We start from the raw sequence: 17,978 nt of genomic DNA, 5'->3' as shown, positions 1-17,978 counted from the left end.
GCTGCCGATCAGCAAGGGTTCATGGAAAGTACAAAATTAACACATTCAATAAGACAAAAAACCCTCGCCCACCAGGGTGAGCGAGGGATATCACAGCGTTTTCATACGCCTCGCCCAAGGGCCGCGCAGAGTGCTTGTGAAACGCCTTTCTTGCCAGCGTTAGTCGTTTGCCACCATCGCAAGCGCTTCATTGAGCGTTTTGCTCGGACGCATGACCTGGCTAGCCAATTCGCCGTTCGGGTGATAATAGCCTTTAAGATCTACAGGCTGCCCTTGAACGCTATTAAGCTCATCAATGATAGTCGCTTCATTGGCTTTCAGCGTTTCTACAAGGCGGGCAAAGCGCGTTTTCAGTTCAGCGTCTTGATCTTGCGCGGCCAACGCTTCTGCCCAGTATAGCGCCAGGTAGAAATGACTGCCTCGGTTGTCCAGCTCACCCACTTTACGTGAAGGTGACTTGTTGCTTTCGAGGAACTTGCCGTTAGCTTCATCCAGCGCTTTCGCCAGCAGCTTAGCACGCTCGTTGCCAAAGCGTTTAGCCAGGTGTTCCAAAGAGGCTACCAGTGCCAGGAACTCGCCAAGGCTGTCCCAGCGCAGGTGATTCTCTTCCAGCAGTTGCTGCACGTGCTTAGGTGCGGAACCACCAGCACCGGTTTCAAACAGGCCACCGCCATCCATCAGAGGAACGATAGAGAGCATCTTGGCACTGGTGCCCAGCTCAAGAATCGGGAACAGATCCGTCAGGTAATCACGCAGGATGTTACCCGTCACCGAGATAGTATCGAGGCCACGAATCACACGCTCCAGGGTGTAACGCATTGCCCGAACCTGGGACATGATATGGATCTCGAGCCCATCAGTGTCGTGATCCTTGAGGTACGTTTTGACCTTTTTGATCAACTCGTTCTCGTGCGGGCGGTATGGGTCGAGCCAGAACACCGTAGGCATACCCGAATCACGGCAGCGCTCTACTGCCAACTTGACCCAATCGCGAATCGGCGCGTCCTTGACTTGGCACATCCGCCAGATATCGCCCTGCTCCACGTTCTGCGTTAACAGCACCTCACCCGTGTCCAGATCGGTGATATTAGCAACACCATCTTCCGGAATTTCAAAGGTCTTGTCGTGGGAGCCGTACTCTTCGGCTTTTTGCGCCATCAAACCAACGTTGGGTACGGTGCCCATCGTCGCCGGATCAAAAGCACCGTGCCATTTACAGAAATTGATCATTTCCTGATAAATACGCGCGAACGTGGACTCGGGCATAACGGCCTTAACGTCCTTAAGACGACCGTCACCGCCGTACATCTTGCCCCCGGCACGAATCATCGCCGGCATCGAAGCATCCACAATCACATCGCTGGGCGAGTGGAAGTTGGTGATACCGCGAGCCGAATCCACCATCGCCAACTCTGGACGCTTTTCATGGCAGGCGTGCAAGTCGCTGATGATTTCATCACGCTGTGATTCTGACAGCGTCTCTATCTTTTCGTAGAGATTGGCTATGCCATTGTTGACATCGACACCCAACTCTTTGAATAACTCGCCGTGTTTCTCAAAGGCGTCTTTGTAAAAAATCTTGATACAGTGGCCAAACACAATCGGGTGTGAAACCTTCATCATCGTCGCTTTTACGTGCAACGAGAACATCACGCCAGACTTGCGAGCATCTTCTATTTCCTGCTCGTAGAATTCGAGCAATGCTTTTTTGCTCATGAACATACTGTCGATGATCTCGCCTTCGAGTAGCGGGATATTCGATTTGAGCACCTGGGTCTGGCCACTCTTGGTGATCAGCTCCATCTTCACATTGCGCGCACGATCCAGCGTTATCGACTTCTCACCGTCGTAGAAATCGCCCTTATGCATGTGGGAAACGTGGCTACGCGAGGCCTGACTCCACTCACCCATCGAATGAGGATACTTGCGCGCGTACTCTTTGACGGCCTTCGGCGCACGGCGGTCAGAGTTACCTTCACGCAACACTGGGTTAACCGCGCTACCTTTGACTTTGTCGTAGCGCGCTTTGATATCTTTCTCTTCGTCGTTGCTTGGTTCGTCAGGATATTCCGGCAGCGGGTAACCCTGCTCTTGCAGTTCTTTGATAACTGCCCGCAACTGCGGCATGGAAGCACTGATATTGGGCAGTTTGATGATGTTGGCTTCCGGAACCTTGGCCAGGGCACCCAATTCAGCCAAGTGATCCTCAATACGTTGCTCTTCAGTTAAATAATCAGGAAATAGAGCGAGGACACGAGCCGCCAGGGAGATATCCCGGGTTTCCACTTCGATGCCAGCAGCGTCGGTAAAGGCGTCAATAATCGGAAGCAAAGAGTATGTTGCGAGCGCAGGCGCCTCGTCGGTGAGCGTGTAAATGATCTTCGGCGTTTTAGACATTTTGCGTTAACCTCTTTTTCTATCGCTGTGATTATAAAGACCCTGAGCAACGCGACTCATTCAACGAGGGACCATGCCGCGAAGCAGGCGGGGCCGTTTTATTTGGCTTTCTAAGTTATTGATCGGTGGTTGTTGAGCTGGTTACTGGGATAGCTGTTGAAACGATGTTTGAAAAGTATACCAGCGCAGCATTTTAATCGCATGAGAGATTGTCGACAAATCTAGGCAACCCCATAAAGAGATCATGAGTACTTTATATTTACTGCATAAACCCTATCGTATGCTCTCTCAGTTTACCGACAAACAGGCGCGTGCCACATTAGCCGATGTCATTACTGTGCCGGGCGTGTACGCCGCCGGACGCCTTGACTACGACTCGGAAGGTCTGCTGCTGCTCAGCGATGACGGCGAATTGATTCACCGTATCACTCACCCGCGTTACAAACAGCCCAAAACCTACTGGGCTCAGGTGGAAGGTGAGATTAGTGACGCAGCGCTGAAAGCGCTGCGTCAAGGGGTGACGCTGAAAGATGGCCCAACGCAGCCAGCCAAGGCGCGCCGAATACTCCCCCCGACGATTGCGCCGCGCCAACCCGTCATCGACCCCAAACGCCATCCGTCGACTAGCTGGCTGGAGCTAACCATCAGCGAAGGCCGTAACCGCCAAGTGCGCCGCATGACCGCCCACGTTGGCTTTCCAACACTGCGTTTGATTCGTGTGGCCATTGGCCCCTGGCGGCTGGATGGTCTAGCCCCTGGCGAATGGCGAAAAGAGACCTTGCACGCCCCCCAGCCTGCTAAAACGGCCCTAAACCAGCGAGTCGCTCAGCAGACAAAACAGCGCGCACGGCCCACCACAAAGCGCAGGAAACCCTGATGAGCCTTATTCGTAGCACGGCCGCCTGCGTGATTCAGCAGGGTGAGCGTTTTTTGATGGTAGAAGAGCAGCGCGGCGGCCCGCAGAGTGTGTTTAATCAACCCGCTGGGCATATTGAACCCGGCGAAGGCCCCGTAGCGGCCATTCTACGCGAGGTAGTGGAAGAGACTGCCTGGCAGGTATCACTTACCGGTTACCTGGGCCTGTATGTTTTTCATACCAGCACTGGAGAAACCTTCCATAGCCACGGGTTCATTGCTGAGCCGCTTCAGCAACTCGATCTCCCCCTCGACCCGGATATCTTCGCCACCCACTGGCTTACCATTGAGCAAATACGCTCGCTCGATCAGCAGGCACGCCTACGCAGCCCGCTGGTACTCAAACGTATCGAGGATGCACTCAGCGGGACTTGCTATCCCCTCTCGGTGATTCGCGAGTGAAGCACTCGAAGCCATTACCCCCCATCGTGTATAATCCTCGCCCAACTGCACACTGCTTATTTGCACCCTACTTCAACTGAGGATGCCCATGTCATCCACTGATCCAACTACGCCAGGCTCAGCCACCACTGAGTCATCCGCCACGGCCGCTAACGGTAAAGTGATTGTCGGAATGTCCGGCGGCGTCGACTCGTCCGTTTCCGCCCTTCTCCTCATGCAGCAAGGCTACGAGGTCGAAGGCCTGTTTATGAAAAACTGGGATGAAGACGACGGCACCGAGTACTGCACCGCTAAAGAGGATCTTGCCGATGCCGAGGCGGTCTGCGAAAAGCTCGGCATTAAGCTACACACTGCTAATTTTGCCGCCGAGTATTGGGATAATGTATTTGAGCACTTTTTAGCCGAATACAAAGCGGGCCGTACGCCCAACCCGGATATTCTATGCAACCGGGAGATCAAGTTTAAGGTGTTCCTTGAGTACGCCGAAATGCTCGGAGCCAGCAAAATCGCCACTGGCCACTATGTACGTCAGGGCGTGCGTGAAGGCCGCCCACGGCTGCTGAAAGGCCTGGATGGTAATAAAGATCAAAGCTACTTCCTGCACGCGGTGCCGGAAGCCGCGATTGCACGCACGCTTTTTCCCGTGGGTGAGCTGGAAAAACCTGCCGTGCGCGCCTTGGCTGAACAGCACGATTTGATTACCGCCAAGAAAAAGGACTCCACGGGCATCTGCTTTATCGGCGAACGTCGCTTCCGCGACTTCCTGCAGCAGTACCTGCCCGCCCAGCCCGGCACCATTGAAACGCCGGATGGCGATGTGATTGGCCAACATATGGGGCTGATGTACTACACCCTTGGCCAGCGCCAGGGCCTTGGGATTGGCGGACTCGCCAACTACTCGGAAGAGCCCTGGTACGTGGCGGCGAAAGATCTTGATCGAAATGTACTGATCGCGGTGCAGGGTAAGCATGATCAACTGCTCTACTCCGATACGTTAGCCACCGAGGTGATGGACTGGGTCGCCGGTGAGCCGCCGGTTCAGCAGGGGCGCTTTACCGCTAAGACCCGCTATCGGCAGAGCGACTGCGACTGCGAAATGCGCGTGCTACCTGACGGTGGCGTCGAAGTGACGTTTGACGACCCGCAGTGGGCGGTTACCCCAGGCCAGTCACTGGTACTTTACGATGGCGATATTTGCTTGGGCGGTGGCGTTATTCGCGCTACCTGGAAAAGAGCCGCGGAGGCCGCTGCATGAATCCCACCACCCCGATTCATCGCGCCCCCGACTCCCCGGCCGCCCGTCAAGCACTTGCTTTGGCGGGCGTGTTTCAGGCCGCCAGTCTGGTTGACGAACTCGCCCGCACCGGCCAGGTCGACCCACGCGCCTGGGAAACGCTGATTGAAGCCACCGTGGATACTAATCCTGCAAGCTTTGAAGCAATTTATGGTGGGCACCCCAACAACTTGCGCCGAGGCCTGGATACCCTGGAAGCCCTGGTAGGGCGCAAACAGGCGAACCCGGTGGTACTACGTTACGGTTTTTCGCTGCTGATGCTGATGAATAAGCTGCGCACCAATAACGACATGATGGATACGCTGGGGCAAAAATTAACCCGCATTCAGGGCCAGGCTGAACACTTTGGCACTACCCACGAAAACGTGGTCGCCAGCCTGGGGGAAGCGTACCAGGAGACAATCTCCACCTTTAAAACCCGCATTGTGGTTCAGGGCGACCCGTCGCTACTGCAGAGCCGCATGATGCCCGAGCGTGTACGCGCCTGCTTAATGGCCGGCATTCGCTTTGGGCTACTGTGGCACCAGCAAGGCGGGCGACGCTGGAAGCTGGTATTCCAGCGCAAAGCGCTACGCCGGGCGTTGGACAGCCTCAGCTAGGCCACTCCCTAATTGATTAACTTGCTTTCGACTAATTTTCTTTCGAACCTCATGGAAACAATGCCATGCAACTCTCTGCTTTAACTGCCCTCTCCCCCGTTGACGGCCGCTACGCTAGCAAAGCTGCTGCCCTGCGCGAACACTTCAGTGAGTTCGGCTTGATCCGCGCTCGTGTGATTGTGGAAGTTCGCTGGCTACAACGCCTGGCTGAACACGCGCAAATTATCGAAGTACCGAGACTCTCCGCTGAAGCAACTGCGTTTTTAGAGCAGTTGATTCGTGAGTTTTCGCTTGAAGACGCCGAACGCATCAAAGAGATCGAGCGCACCACCAATCACGACGTCAAAGCGGTGGAGTATTTCTTAAAAGAGAAAATTGCCGATCAAGCCGAGCTGCATGCGGTCACCGAGTTCATTCACTTTGCCTGCACCAGTGAAGATATCAACAACCTCTCTTACGGCGTAATGCTCAGCGACGGCCTGAACGCCATGCTGCCGACGATGCACGAAGTGGCTGACGAAATCGCCAAGCTGGCCATTGCCCACGCCGCCCAGCCGATGCTGTCGCGTACTCACGGTCAAACCGCTACCCCGACCACCCTGGGCAAAGAGATGGCCAACGTGGCGTACCGCCTCAAGCGCCAGCTTAAGCAGATTGAAGCAGTGGAAGTATTGGGTAAGATCAATGGTGCCGTCGGCAACTACAACGCCCACCTGACCACCTATCCGGAGATCGACTGGGAAGCCAATGCGCGCACCTTTGTGGAAGGTTTAGGACTAAAATTCAACCCTTACACCACCCAGATCGAGCCCCACGACTACATCGCCGAACTGTTTGACGCCATTTGCCGCTTCAATACGATTCTGATCGATTTCGATCGCGACGTATGGGGCTATATCTCACTGGGCTACTTTAAGCAGCGCACGGTAGAGGGCGAAATTGGCTCTTCTACTATGCCGCATAAAGTGAACCCGATTGACTTCGAGAACTCCGAAGGCAATCTGGGCTTGGCCAATGCAGTCCTTAGCCACCTCGCCCAGAAACTACCCATCTCGCGCTGGCAGCGTGACCTCACCGACTCCACCGTGCTGCGCAACCTGGGTGTCGGCTTGGCCTATGGTTTGATTGCTTACCACGCAAGCCTGAAAGGTATCAGCAAGCTGGAAGCCAACCCTGAGCGTTTAGACGCTGACCTGGATAACAGCTGGGAAGTGCTTGCCGAGCCGATTCAAACGGTGATGCGCCGCTACGGAATCGAAAAGCCTTACGAAAAACTCAAGCAACTGACCCGTGGCAAACGTATTGACCAAGAGGGCTTTGCGGCGTTTATTGACACGCTGGAACTGCCCAGCGAAGTTAAAACCGAGTTGAAGGCGCTCTCCCCGGCCAACTATATTGGTAATGCCCAGGCACAAGCCGAAGCGCTGACACAACAGCTAAGCTCTTTATAACGCCACCTTTACTTAATTACGCCAACTTACTAACGCCAGGGCATGCCATGAACCATCACGATAAGCCGTTAACCTTGCTGGGCGACCTTACCGCCGCAGACTTTCTGGCCAATTATTGGCAGCAAAAGCCGCTGCTGATCCGTGGCGCAATGCCCGACTTCATCAGCCCGATTGAAGCCGATGAGCTGGCCGGTCTCGCCTGCGAACCTGGCGTTGAAGCGCGTTTGGTCGAAGAAGAGGGCCCGGATGGCCCTTGGCAGGTCTCTCACGGCCCCTTTGATGAGGCCACCTTTGAACGCCTTCCGGAACAGAACTGGAGTCTTTTAGTGCAAGCGGTTGACCACTACGTTCCATCGGTGGCGGCGCTACTGGACGAATTTGACTTCCTGCCGCGTTGGCGGCTCGATGACGTCATGATCAGCTACGCGCCGCCTGGCGGCAATGTAGGCGCGCATATCGATCAATACGATGTGTTTTTACTCCAAGCCAGCGGCCATCGTCGCTGGCAGTTGGGCGGTAAGCTCACCGAAGATGCACCGATCATCCAAGGCATCGATCTGCGCATTCTGAAAGAGTTCACCGTAGAGCCCGACTCCGACTGGGTGCTTGATCCTGGCGACATGCTCTATCTCCCTCCCGGCTGGGCGCATCACGGCGTGAGCCAAAGCGATGACTGCATGACCATCTCGGTTGGTTTTCGTGCCCCTTCTGCCGATGAGGCAATCACCTCCTACGCCGACTATTTGGGCGAACAGCTTCCCGCCTCCCAGCGTTACAGCGATGCGGGCATGGCGCCTGCCCAGCAGGTAGGCGAGTTGGATGACGCCGCCGTTGAGCGTATGCGCCAGTTGATCATATCGACGCTGGATAACCCCACCCAAGTAGCCCAGTGGTTTGGCCGGGTAATGACCCAGCCAAAATATGTCGATCAAGTGGTACCGCTTGAAACGCCGATGGACGAAGCGGCGCTTGTTGCTCAACTACAAGAGGGCGATCCGCTCTACCATATGCCCGGTTCACGCTTTGCCTGGCGGCACGACGCCAGCGGCACCACACTGTTTGTCGATGGCGACGGCCACGCCTGTTCTACTGAGTTAGCCAAGCGACTTGCCGACACCACGCCGCTCTACGCCGAAGACCTCGAGCTTGACGGTGCAGCTACGCTCATCACGCAGTTGGTCAATACCGGCAGCCTTGGTTTTATGAGTGATGAAGGTGACGACGAGGAGTATTAATGGCGATCACCCACATCAGAACCGGTGACTGGGAAACGCTGGGGCCAGCGGCCAGCGAAATCCGGCGCAAGGTATTCATTGAAGAACAAAACGTGCCTCAGGATGAGGAGTGGGATGGCTTAGACCCTGAATGCCAACACTTTTTGGCGCTCCTTGACGGGCAGCCAGTCGGCACCGCACGCCTGCTGCCCGACGCGCATATTGGCCGTGTCGCAGTACTTGCCAAGGCTCGTGGCACCGGCATTGGCGTACTGCTGATGCAGGCCGCGATTGAAGCGGCTCGCCATGCAGGCCACACTGCGGTGGCCCTCATCGCTCAGGTTCACGCGCTGGCATTTTATGAGCGACTAGGCTTCATCGCCCACGGCGATGAGTTTATGGATGCGGGCATTCCTCACCGAGAGATGACGTTATCGCTTACGGAATTTCAACCCCAGTAGGCACCGAATCGGATCATCCCTCGGCGAGGGCGCTTTTTGCTAGCACTGCCTCGGCAGTGCTTTTTTATGCGTTTTTGACACCCTCCTGACGAAAAATCACTACACAAACCCACCGCTTTCTCCCCCCACTGTAGTCGGGTTACAACGCCCTATGCCTCCAAGTGTCAATTGTTGAATACGCTCTCCTAGTGGATAGTTGTTGCATTGCAGCGATGTGGCAAATGCTTCAAGTCCGCGACGTTGCATCAGATGTCTCTAACCCTGGTGTCTCTAGTACCCAAGACGATGGACTTAGAGACGATTGACTTAGAGACATAAAGAACAAATTCGATGATGCTGAATACAACTTCGCAGGTGCAGCATAAGCAAGCGCTGATTTGCGAATCATCATTAGCATTCAAGAACTGCTATCACGACCAAAGAGGGTAAGCTCATGTCAGGACTGCTCGACGATATCAAAGCCATGGCCCAACTGCGCGAAGCACAAGGTGGCAAATGGGAAGCTATCAAACCTGAGTACGCCGCCCGTATGCGCGCTCAAAACCGCTTTCACACCGGCCTGGACATTGCTCGCTACACTGCCAAAATCATGCGCGAAGATATGGCCGCCTACGATGCTGATACCGCACAGTACACCCAGTCACTGGGCTGCTGGCATGGGTTTATCGGTCAACAGAAGCTTATCTCGATCAAAAAGCATTTTGGCACCACCAAACGTAGCTACCTCTACCTGTCAGGCTGGATGGTGGCCGCGCTACGCTCTGAGTTTGGCCCGCTGCCCGACCAGTCAATGCACGAAAAAACCTCCGTAGCCGACCTGATCGAAGAACTCTACACTTTCCTAAAGCAAGCCGATGCATGGGAACTTAACCACCTGTTCCGCGACTTGGACGACGCCAAAGAGGCTGGCAACAGCAGCAAAGAGCAGGAACTGATCAGCAAAATCGATAACTACGAAACCCATATCGTCCCCATCATTGCTGATATCGACGCTGGCTTTGGTAACGCAGAAGCCACCTACCTGCTAGCCAAGAAGTTTATTCAAGCGGGCGCCTGCTGCATCCAGCTGGAAAACCAGGTCTCCGATGAGAAGCAGTGCGGTCACCAGGACGGTAAAGTCACCGTGCCCCATGAAGACTTCCTGGCCAAAATTAACGCCGTGCGTTACGCCTTTTTGGAACTCGGCATTGAAGATGGCGTTATTGTGGCGCGTACCGACTCATTGGGCGCTGGTTTGACGCAAAAAATTGCCGTCACCAATGAGCCCGGTGACCTAGGCGATCAGTACAACAGCTTCCTGGATGGCGATGTAATTGAGAACGCTGCTGACATCAACAACGGCGACGTCGTCATCAAACAGAACGGCAAGCTGGTGAAACCCAAGCGTCTCGCTTCAGGCCTCTACCAATTCAAGCCCGGCACTGGCGAAGATCGCGTTATTCTTGACTGTATCACCAGCCTGCAAAACGGTGCTGATCTGCTGTGGATCGAAACCGAGAAGCCCCACGTAGGCCAGATCGCCAGCATGGTTAACCGGATTCGCGAGGTCGTGCCGGATGCCAAGCTGGTCTACAACAACTCACCGTCGTTCAACTGGACACTCAACTTCCGCCAGCAGGTCTTCGATGCCTGGCAGGAAGAGGGTAAAGACGTTTCCGCTTACCAGCGTGACAAGCTGATGAGCGCCGAGTACGACGAGACCGAGCTTGGTCAGTTGGCCGATGAGTGGACGCGCAATTTCCAGCGCGACTCGTCTCGCGAAGCGGGCATCTTCCACCACTTGATCACGCTGCCGACGTACCACACGGCCGCCCTGTCCACCGACAACCTAGCGAAAGGCTACTTCGGCGACGAAGGCATGCTGGCTTACGTAAAAGGCGTGCAGCGCCAGGAAATTCGTCAGGGAATCGCCACCGTACGTCACCAGGATATGGCTGGCTCCAATATCGGTGATGACCACAAAGAGTTCTTCCACGGCGATGCAGCTCTGAAAGCCGGCGGCAAAGACAACACCATGAATCAGTTCGGTTAATTCATAAGCAATACGGTTTACTTCATTACCGAACCCTAACAACAGGAGGCCATGTGGCCTCCTGTTTTTGATTGGCTACCGGTATTTGCACACTGTTTTCTTAATACACTGTTAGACTCTCGATTAAGCTATTTCCTGGCGATGGCTTTATCAGCTTTGACCTTTTTAAACGATCGCTGGTCAAACGCGTCAGCATCAGCTATCTTAACGAACACTGTTCTATAACTGCAATCCACCCTTTGTCTGCCCTATCGATGACAGATATATTGATAACAGTCACATGGATGGCAGCTATCAAAATAGACACCCTGGAGGTTTGTAATGAAACGTCTTCTTCTCCCTATTGCCGCACTGAGTATTCTCACGCTCGCTGGCTGCGCCAACACATCAGGCTACTCTGGCGATGTCTACAGTGGTAACCAGGCTAAAACAAGCCAAAGCGTTACTTATGGCACTATCGTGGCGGTTCGCCCGGTGCAGATTCAAGCAGAAAGCCGAGCAGGCGGTCTTTTAGGTAGCGGTGGCGGTGCGATTATTGGTGGCCTTTTAGGCAACCAGGTAGGTGGCGGTTCAGGTCGTCAATTGGCTACAGTGGCAGGCGCTCTGGGCGGTGCGGTGGCAGGTACGGCCGCTGAAGATGCGACCAATCGCGTCAATGCACTGGAAATGGAAATTCGTCGCGATGACGGCTCTGATATTGTTGTCGTTCAACGTGCAGACCGCCAATTCCAAGCTGGCCAGCGTGTTCGCCTAATCGGCAGTGGTGCCAACGTGAGCGTGGCGCCCTATTAAGCAGCATTGATAGTCGAAAGCGGTTAAGTATAAAAAAGCCCGGCCATCTCCTTTGATGGCCGGGCTTTTTGTGCTGCAACCAGCTTAACGGTGAGTCTTATTACCTGCCCAACTCGCCAGTGCCATGATGGCCCAGCCAATAAGGGCAAGCAGGATAACGACCAGCAGCATCTCCACCGGTTGCACCAGGGCAGTGGCGCCCAGCACTGCCAGCGTAATTACCCACAGATAGCGGTTGTCGCCATGGCTTTTCAAAAAACTGGGCAACACCTTGTCCAACCCCGCGCTAACGCCACTATTCCAGCGCTGATAGGTAAAATAAGCAATCAAGCAAAAAGCGATAAGCCAAATAATCAAGATCGTCATTGCATGCTCCAAAAGTGATAGGGCAAAGGAATAAGTGATGGTCGTAGGGTATCCCTGGTCACCCTGGCGCGCAATAGCGCCAAAAGTGGTGAGTAGGAAAAAGCACCGCTACCCCCTGACAAGCCAGCCCACACGCGTTACCATATTGGGACATGCACTCACCGAAAGGTTATTCCATGCAAATTGCGCAAAACTCGGTTGTCGCGTTTCACTACACCCTGACCAACGATGCAGGTGAAGTGCTAGACAGTTCCGAAGGCCGTGAGCCGCTTACCTACCTCCATGGCGCCGGCAATATCATTCCGGGCCTTGAGAAAGAGCTGGAAGGTCGTGCTGCGGGCGATAAGCTGAACGTCGCAGTATCGCCTGAAGAAGGTTATGGCGAGCTGCAAGAGCAGCTAATGCAAGAAGTACCGCGGGACGCGTTCCAGGGCGTCGAAAGCATTGAGCCGGGCATGCAGTTCCAAGCCCAGACCCAAGGCGGCCCGCTCATGGTCACCGTCAAGAAAGTTGAAGGCGATACGGTCGTTGTCGATGGCAACCACCCGCTGGCTGGCCAACAGCTCAACTTTGACGTTGAGATCGCTGAAGTACGCGAAGCCAGCGCTGAAGAAGTTGAGCACGGCCACGTGCACGGCGAAGGCGGCGTTGAGCACTAAGCCGCTCTCGCTACCAAGCAGAAAAGGTGACCCCCGGGTCACCTTTTTTATGCCCGCAACCTTTTGCGGCACTACTCGCCCGGTATTAGCACCAGCTGCCCATGGCGCACGCTGCGCGACGATGTGACTTCGTCGGCAAACTGCTTTAGCACCCGCCCCTGCCCTTTGAGCAGCGCTACTTCCAGGCAACTGTCGTGGTTGATATGCACATGCAGGGTCGAAAGCGTTAGGTCATGATGGTCGTGAGAGTGGCGTGTTAAGCGTTTGGAAAGCTCGCGTGCAGCATGATCATAAACGTATACCAACGCACCCATACAGGGGGCATCCGGCGCCGCCTCTTCTCGCACCTGCTTTAAACCGCTGCGGGTCAAGTCGCGAATCGCCTCTGAGCGGTTTTGATAGCCGCGCTCATGCATCAACGTATCGACTTCTGCCACCAGCTCCTCATCAAGCGTTACCGTTATACGCTGCATTCACGCCCCCTGTAGTGATAAACTTTTCATGTGCTGCCACCACCGGTAGTATGATGTTCTTGTAAAAACATCATACTCGTGACGCTAACAGCATAAAGGATAAAGCGATGGCTAAACCAACTCGGCCCATCTTACTGGGTATTGCGTTAAGTTGTTTAGTCGTAGCTACCGCGGTGCAAGCAAAAGAGCAGCTGGTGCTTGCCATTGGCGGCGAACCCGAACAGGGTTTCGACCCACTGCTGGGCTGGGGTCAGTATGGCAATCCACTGTTCCAGTCGACGCTGCTCTCACGGGGCAAGGATCTTGCGCCGCAGCCAGAGCTGGCCACTGCGTGGCGGCTTTCTGAAGACCGTCTGACCTGGACACTCACACTGCGTGACGATGCCCGCTTTGCCGACGGCACACCGCTAACCGCTGACGATGTGGCCGATACCTTCAACGCAGCGGCCAAGGCAGGCGGGCGGGCCGACCTAAGCGCCCTGGATCATGCGCAAGCTGTGGATGAGTATACCGTCACGCTTCACCTCAGTACCCCTCGCATCACCTTTATTGATCAGCTAATGACGCTGGGTATTGTTCCAAGCGCCGAGCGTGCCAACGGCTACAGTGATCAGTATGGTCGTCACCCCTTGGGGTCTGGGCCCTATCAGTTGGTAGAGTGGCAGGAAGGAGAACAGTTGATTGTAGAACGTAATCCTTACTTCTACGGCCCTACGCCCGTGTTTGAACAGCTGGTGTTTCTGTTTACCGGTGAAGACGCCACGCTAAGTGCTGCCCATGCTGGCCAGGTGGATATCGCCTCGGTTCCTCCTGCACTGGCGACCAATGTGCCAGCACATATGCAGCGGGTGATTATGGAGAGTGTCGATAATCGCGGCATTCTTTTTCCCATGCAGACGGCTAATGGCGAACACGCCGCCTCCGGCGCACCCATTGGCAACGACGTAACCGCAGACATTGCTATCCGCCAGGCGATTAACCTTGCCGTTGACCGCGATACGCTGGTGGAGGTGGCCTTGCAGGGTTACGGTCGCCCCGCCTTTGGCCCGGCGGATGGTCTCCCCTGGAGCAGTAGCGATGAGCACCTTGCCGCACCCGACCTTGCCCAGGCAGAGGCGACACTCGACGCCGCAGGCTGGCGGCTAGGTGACGATGGCCTGCGCTATAAAGAGGGCCTGCCCGCACGCTTTCGGCTTACCTACCCTTCAAACGATACCACTCGTCAGTTGCTTGCAGAAGTAAGCGCTGCCATGGTGCGCCCGCTGGGGATTGAGATGCAGCCCACCGGCCGCCACTGGGATGAAATCCAGCGTGAAGCGCTACACCAGGACGCCATTATGTTCGGCTTTGGTAGCCACAGCCCCCAGGAGATCTACTACCTCTTCCACAGCCAGCATGCGGGTAACGGTTTCTACAACAGCGGTTTCTACGCTAATCCTCAGGTAGATGCCCACTTGGATAACGCCCAGGCGGCGGCAAGTATCGAGCAAGCCAACCGGGAATGGCAGGCGGCGCAGTGGGACGGCACCACCGGCTACGGCGTACGCGGCGATAGCAGCTGGGCGTGGCTGGTCAACCTAGAACACATCTATTTTGCTGACACCTGCTTGGATATGGGCGAACTGGGCGTGGCACCCCACGGTCACGGCTGGCCGATCACCGCCAACCTGCTTGAGTGGCGCTGGACGTGCGACTGATTGCGCTTACCATCAAGCGCTTGGCCCGTCTGGCGCTGGTACTCCTCTGCGTCGCCCTGGTGTCTTATGGGCTGATGATGGCCTCACCGGTTGACCCCGTTGATGCCTACCTGGGCCCGCAAATGGCCCAGGTCAGCCCCGAACAGCGCGCCCTGATTGCCCAGCGCTGGGGGTTCGATCAGTCACCTGCCGTTCAGTTTGGCCACTGGCTGCGTCAGCTAATCAGCGGTGATTTGGGCTGGAGTCATGTATACAACCAGCCGGTTAGCGAGGTGATCGGCCAGCGCTTTCAACGCTCCATTGCGCTACTCGGCAGTGCCTGGCTGCTCTCGGCGCTGCTGGGGTTTAGCCTCGGCGTGGTGGCAGGTGCCAAAGAGGGCTCCAAGCTGGATAGCATCATCAGCACCTACGCCCTCATTACCGCCTCCACGCCCGCTTTTTGGCTGGCGATACTTGCGGTGCTGCTGTTTTCGGTAACGCTAGGCTGGACACCTACCTGTTGCGCGGGGCCAGCCGGGGTCTTGAATCAAGACGTCACCCTCGTCACCCGGTTACATCATCTACTCTTACCAATCGTCACCTTGGCACTGCTGGGCATCGCCAATATTACCCTGCATACCCGCGCCCGCATGCTTGAGCTAATGCGCTCAGAGGTTGCTACCCACGCCTTTGCCCAGGGCGCCAGTCGAATAGATGTGGCCTGGCGCCATGGTCTCCGGCACGCCAGTTTACCCGCAGTGACGCTGGCGTTTGCCTCACTGGGCGAACTGTTTGGCGGCTCGATCCTAATCGAGCAGGTGTTCACCTACCCGGGTCTGGGCCAAGCCACGGTGGCCGCAGGCCTACGCAGTGACGTTCCCCTGCTGCTGGGCATCGCGCTATTTACCGCCCTGTTTGTCAGCATCGGCAATATGATCGCCGATAGCCTCTACGCCGTTATTGACCCACGCATTCAGCCAGGTGGTTTATGAGTCAGCCTCAGCCGCGCCTGCGCGCCGCCTTCAGCCTGGGCGTCGCCACCCTGCTGGTCGTAGGGCTTGCCGCTAGCCAGTGGCTGCTAGGTGATTCACCGCAACAGATGCAGTTTGATGCCCGGCTAGCCCCGCCTAGCGTTGAACACTGGCTGGGCACCGACGCGCTGGGCCGTGAACTCTGGGCACGAACCCTTGCCGGGCTGGCGCTAAGCTTCTGGGTGGGCTGCCTGGCCGCTCTCCTGAGCACGCTGATTGCGCTGAGCTTGGCAGCCCTAGCCACGCTGTCAGCGCGGCTGGATGCCCTGGTGAGTCTGCTGATTGATACGCTGCTTAGCGTGCCCCACCTGATTTTATTGATGCTGATCGCCTTTGCCCTAGGTGGCGGCACCCAGGCAGTCATTATTGCCGTGGCCGTGACCCACTGGCCCAGCCTGGCCCGGGTGCTACGCGCCGAGCTATGGCAACTGCGCCAGGCGCCCTATGTGCGCATCTCGCGTGCGCTGGGTAAGTCGCGCTGGTTTGTGCTCCACGGCCACCTGCTCCCCCATTTATTGCCCCACTGCCTGGTGGGCGCCCTACTGCTGTTCCCCCACGCGATTCTCCACGAAGCCGCACTGACCTTTTTGGGCTTTGGCCTAAGCCCCAGCCAGCCCGCTATTGGCGTTTTGCTGGCGGATGCCATGCGCTACTTAAGCGGCGGCTACTGGTGGCTGGGGGTATTTCCCGGCTTGGGGCTGTTACTGATGGTGCTGGGTTTCGAGCGCCTCTCCAGCCAGCTACGGCGGGCTCTTTAGGAGGTTGCAATGCTCACGATCGACCGTTTAACACTCCAGTTACCCTACTATGCAGACGGTTATACCGCATGGTGGAAGCGTCGCTGGGCTACCTGTCTGGATGCATTTTCGCTAACGTTTTCCCCAGGCGAGGTGCATGCGGTGGTGGGTGCCTCCGGCGCCGGAAAAAGTTTGTTGGCCTATGCGATCATGGGGTTACTGCCCACACCTGCGCGCTTAAACGGGCAGCTTTACTACCAAGGAAAACCTCTTGATGCATCACGCCAACGCCGGCTTCGCGGCCGGGAGCTGGCGCTGATCCCCCAATCGCTAAGCGCCTTAGACCCGCTGGTGCGTACTCAGCGCCAGGTGGCCTGGGCGGCCCAGCGCGCAGGTCAGCCATCAGCCCATGCTTGGCACGCCTCCCAACAAGCCCTTACTCACTATCAGCTAGACGCCCGAGCACAGCAGGCCTACGCCCACGAGCTTTCCGGCGGTATGGCCCGGCGCGTGTTGACGGCCATGGCCCACGTCAGCCAGGCCAGGTTGGTGATTGCTGACGAACCCAGCGTAGGCCTTGACCCACACCAGCGCCAGCGCGTACTGGGCGCGTTGCGCGAACTGGCCGACCAGGGTAAAACGGTGATCCTGATTACCCACGACCTGCGCCATGCCCTGCCGATTGCCGACCACGTTACCATTATGCGTGGTGGCAAGTTGATCGAGACCGCGCCCTCCAGCGCCTTTCAGGGCAGCGGCGCCGCTCTTACCAGCGCTTATTCTCAGGCTTTGTGGCTGGCGCTACCGGACAACGCTTTTGCCACGACCACCATCAGCAGGCGTGAACAGGAGACGAACGTTGCTTAACGCGCACCGGCTTGGTTTTCGATTTTCACCCGACACACCGATACTGGAAGACATTTCTCTCACCCTGAAAGCGGGTCAGTGGTTAGGATTAAGCGGCGACTCGGGGGCAGGCAAATCCACACTGGGCAAACTGCTGGCAGGCTACTTAATGCCCCAGACGGGTTATGTCACCCTGGAGGGCGCGGCGCTACCTAAAAACGGTGTGCAGCCCGTGCAGTGGCTTCCCCAATCGCCGGAACTGGCGGTGAACCCACGCTGGCGGGTAGCCAAAATACTGCGCGAAGCCTGGACGCCTTCTGATGCCCAGTGCCAGGCGTTTGGCGTAAAACCAAAGTGGCTATCTCGCTTTCCACAATCGCTATCGGGGGGCGAGCTGCAGCGAGTATGCGTATTGCGGGCGCTCGCGCCGGAGGTACGCTTTCTGGTCGCCGATGAGATATCCACCATGCTCGACCCGATTACCCAGCTTGAGCTTTGGCAGGCGCTAAAACAGGAGGCGCAATTACGCCAGCTTGGCGTGCTGGTGATTAGCCACGACACCGCCCTACTGGAACGGCTCTGCCCACAGCGTTTGCACTTAAGCGGTGGTCAATTGAAGCCATATTAGTTAGT

The 17,978-nt window shown here is 56.4% G+C and carries 18 protein-coding genes; 15 read left to right on the top strand and 3 right to left on the bottom strand.

Features of this window, described 5'->3' with window-relative positions:
- Window positions 1-159 precede the first annotated feature (159 nt).
- Window positions 160-2,397 carry an NADP-dependent isocitrate dehydrogenase gene (locus JI62_RS16160; protein ID WP_088701119.1) on the bottom strand — a complete coding sequence of 746 codons (2,238 nt, stop codon included), beginning with the start codon at window positions 2,395-2,397 and terminating at the stop codon, window positions 160-162.
- 244 nt (window positions 2,398-2,641) lie between these two features.
- On the opposite strand from JI62_RS16160, the gene JI62_RS16155 reads away from it, so the two are divergent.
- The 9 genes from JI62_RS16155 (at window position 2,642) to JI62_RS16115 (ending at window position 11,557) form a co-directional block, all read left to right on the top strand.
- Window positions 2,642-3,274 (top strand): pseudouridine synthase, encoded by a 633-nt coding sequence (locus tag JI62_RS16155; RefSeq protein WP_088701118.1) that lies wholly within the window; start codon window positions 2,642-2,644, stop codon window positions 3,272-3,274.
- Window positions 3,274-3,714: an NUDIX hydrolase gene (locus tag JI62_RS16150; protein ID WP_088701117.1), complete on the top strand. Its 441-nt coding sequence runs from the start codon at window positions 3,274-3,276 to the stop codon at window positions 3,712-3,714. Before JI62_RS16155 ends, JI62_RS16150 begins: the two co-directional genes overlap by 1 nt.
- A gap of 82 nt (window positions 3,715-3,796) precedes the next feature.
- The gene (gene mnmA, locus JI62_RS16145; RefSeq protein ID WP_430750724.1) at window positions 3,797-4,969 is read left to right on the top strand and encodes a tRNA 2-thiouridine(34) synthase MnmA; all 1,173 of its coding nucleotides are present in this window, start codon (window positions 3,797-3,799) and stop codon (window positions 4,967-4,969) included.
- Window positions 4,966-5,607, top strand: coding sequence for a high frequency lysogenization protein HflD (gene hflD, locus JI62_RS16140; RefSeq protein ID WP_088701115.1), 642 nt, complete (start codon window positions 4,966-4,968; stop codon window positions 5,605-5,607). Before mnmA ends, hflD begins: the two co-directional genes overlap by 4 nt.
- Window positions 5,608-5,672: 65 nt before the next feature.
- The gene (gene purB, locus JI62_RS16135) at window positions 5,673-7,058 is read left to right on the top strand and encodes an adenylosuccinate lyase (protein WP_088701114.1); all 1,386 of its coding nucleotides are present in this window, start codon (window positions 5,673-5,675) and stop codon (window positions 7,056-7,058) included.
- Between the two features lie 47 nt (window positions 7,059-7,105).
- Window positions 7,106-8,293 (top strand): cupin domain-containing protein, encoded by a 1,188-nt coding sequence (locus tag JI62_RS16130; protein ID WP_088701113.1) that lies wholly within the window; start codon window positions 7,106-7,108, stop codon window positions 8,291-8,293.
- Window positions 8,293-8,733, top strand: a complete 441-nt coding sequence (locus JI62_RS16125) for a GNAT family N-acetyltransferase (RefSeq protein WP_088701112.1) — start codon at window positions 8,293-8,295, stop codon at window positions 8,731-8,733. The genes JI62_RS16130 and JI62_RS16125 overlap by 1 nt, the downstream gene beginning before the upstream one ends.
- Window positions 8,734-9,166: 433 nt before the next feature.
- Window positions 9,167-10,765: an isocitrate lyase gene (locus JI62_RS16120; RefSeq protein WP_088701111.1), complete on the top strand. Its 1,599-nt coding sequence runs from the start codon at window positions 9,167-9,169 to the stop codon at window positions 10,763-10,765.
- Window positions 10,766-11,086: 321 nt separating this feature from the next.
- Complete coding sequence (locus tag JI62_RS16115; protein WP_088701110.1) at window positions 11,087-11,557, top strand: glycine zipper 2TM domain-containing protein; 471 nt, start codon at window positions 11,087-11,089, stop codon at window positions 11,555-11,557.
- Between the two features lie 84 nt (window positions 11,558-11,641).
- On the opposite strand, the gene JI62_RS16110 is transcribed toward JI62_RS16115, so the two are convergent.
- Window positions 11,642-11,923, bottom strand: a complete 282-nt coding sequence (locus JI62_RS16110; RefSeq protein ID WP_088701109.1) for a hypothetical protein — start codon at window positions 11,921-11,923, stop codon at window positions 11,642-11,644.
- Between the two features lie 176 nt (window positions 11,924-12,099).
- On the opposite strand from JI62_RS16110, the gene JI62_RS16105 reads away from it, so the two are divergent.
- Complete coding sequence (locus tag JI62_RS16105) at window positions 12,100-12,582, top strand: FKBP-type peptidyl-prolyl cis-trans isomerase (RefSeq protein ID WP_007111084.1); 483 nt, start codon at window positions 12,100-12,102, stop codon at window positions 12,580-12,582.
- Window positions 12,583-12,653: 71 nt separating this feature from the next.
- Here JI62_RS16105 and nikR read toward each other — a convergent pair whose 3' ends face one another.
- Window positions 12,654-13,055: a nickel-responsive transcriptional regulator NikR gene (gene nikR, locus JI62_RS16100; protein ID WP_088701108.1), complete on the bottom strand. Its 402-nt coding sequence runs from the start codon at window positions 13,053-13,055 to the stop codon at window positions 12,654-12,656.
- Between the two features lie 107 nt (window positions 13,056-13,162).
- Between nikR and JI62_RS16095 the strand changes: the two genes are divergently transcribed.
- The 5 genes from JI62_RS16095 to JI62_RS16075 are packed head-to-tail and all read left to right on the top strand — an operon-like array spanning window position 13,163 to window position 17,973.
- Entirely contained in the window at window positions 13,163-14,752 is a 1,590-nt protein-coding gene (locus JI62_RS16095; RefSeq protein WP_088701107.1) for an ABC transporter substrate-binding protein, read from the top strand.
- Window positions 14,743-15,723, top strand: coding sequence for an ABC transporter permease (locus tag JI62_RS16090; protein ID WP_088701106.1), 981 nt, complete (start codon window positions 14,743-14,745; stop codon window positions 15,721-15,723). The genes JI62_RS16095 and JI62_RS16090 overlap by 10 nt, the downstream gene beginning before the upstream one ends.
- A complete protein-coding gene (locus JI62_RS16085) occupies window positions 15,720-16,520 on the top strand; it encodes an ABC transporter permease (protein ID WP_088701105.1) in 801 nt (266 codons plus the stop codon). Before JI62_RS16090 ends, JI62_RS16085 begins: the two co-directional genes overlap by 4 nt.
- A 9-nt stretch (window positions 16,521-16,529) precedes the next feature.
- Entirely contained in the window at window positions 16,530-17,366 is an 837-nt protein-coding gene (locus JI62_RS16080) for an ATP-binding cassette domain-containing protein (protein ID WP_088701104.1), read from the top strand.
- A complete protein-coding gene (locus JI62_RS16075) occupies window positions 17,359-17,973 on the top strand; it encodes an ABC transporter ATP-binding protein (RefSeq protein ID WP_088701103.1) in 615 nt (204 codons plus the stop codon). The genes JI62_RS16080 and JI62_RS16075 overlap by 8 nt, the downstream gene beginning before the upstream one ends.
- The last annotated feature ends 5 nt before the right edge of the window (window positions 17,974-17,978 follow it).

Source organism: Halomonas campaniensis (assembly GCF_002211105.1).
In the GTDB taxonomy this organism is placed as follows: domain Bacteria; phylum Pseudomonadota; class Gammaproteobacteria; order Pseudomonadales; family Halomonadaceae; genus Vreelandella; species Vreelandella campaniensis_A.
Note: the sequence above shows the minus strand (reverse complement) of the source record. Positions and strands in the feature narration are given on the sequence as shown.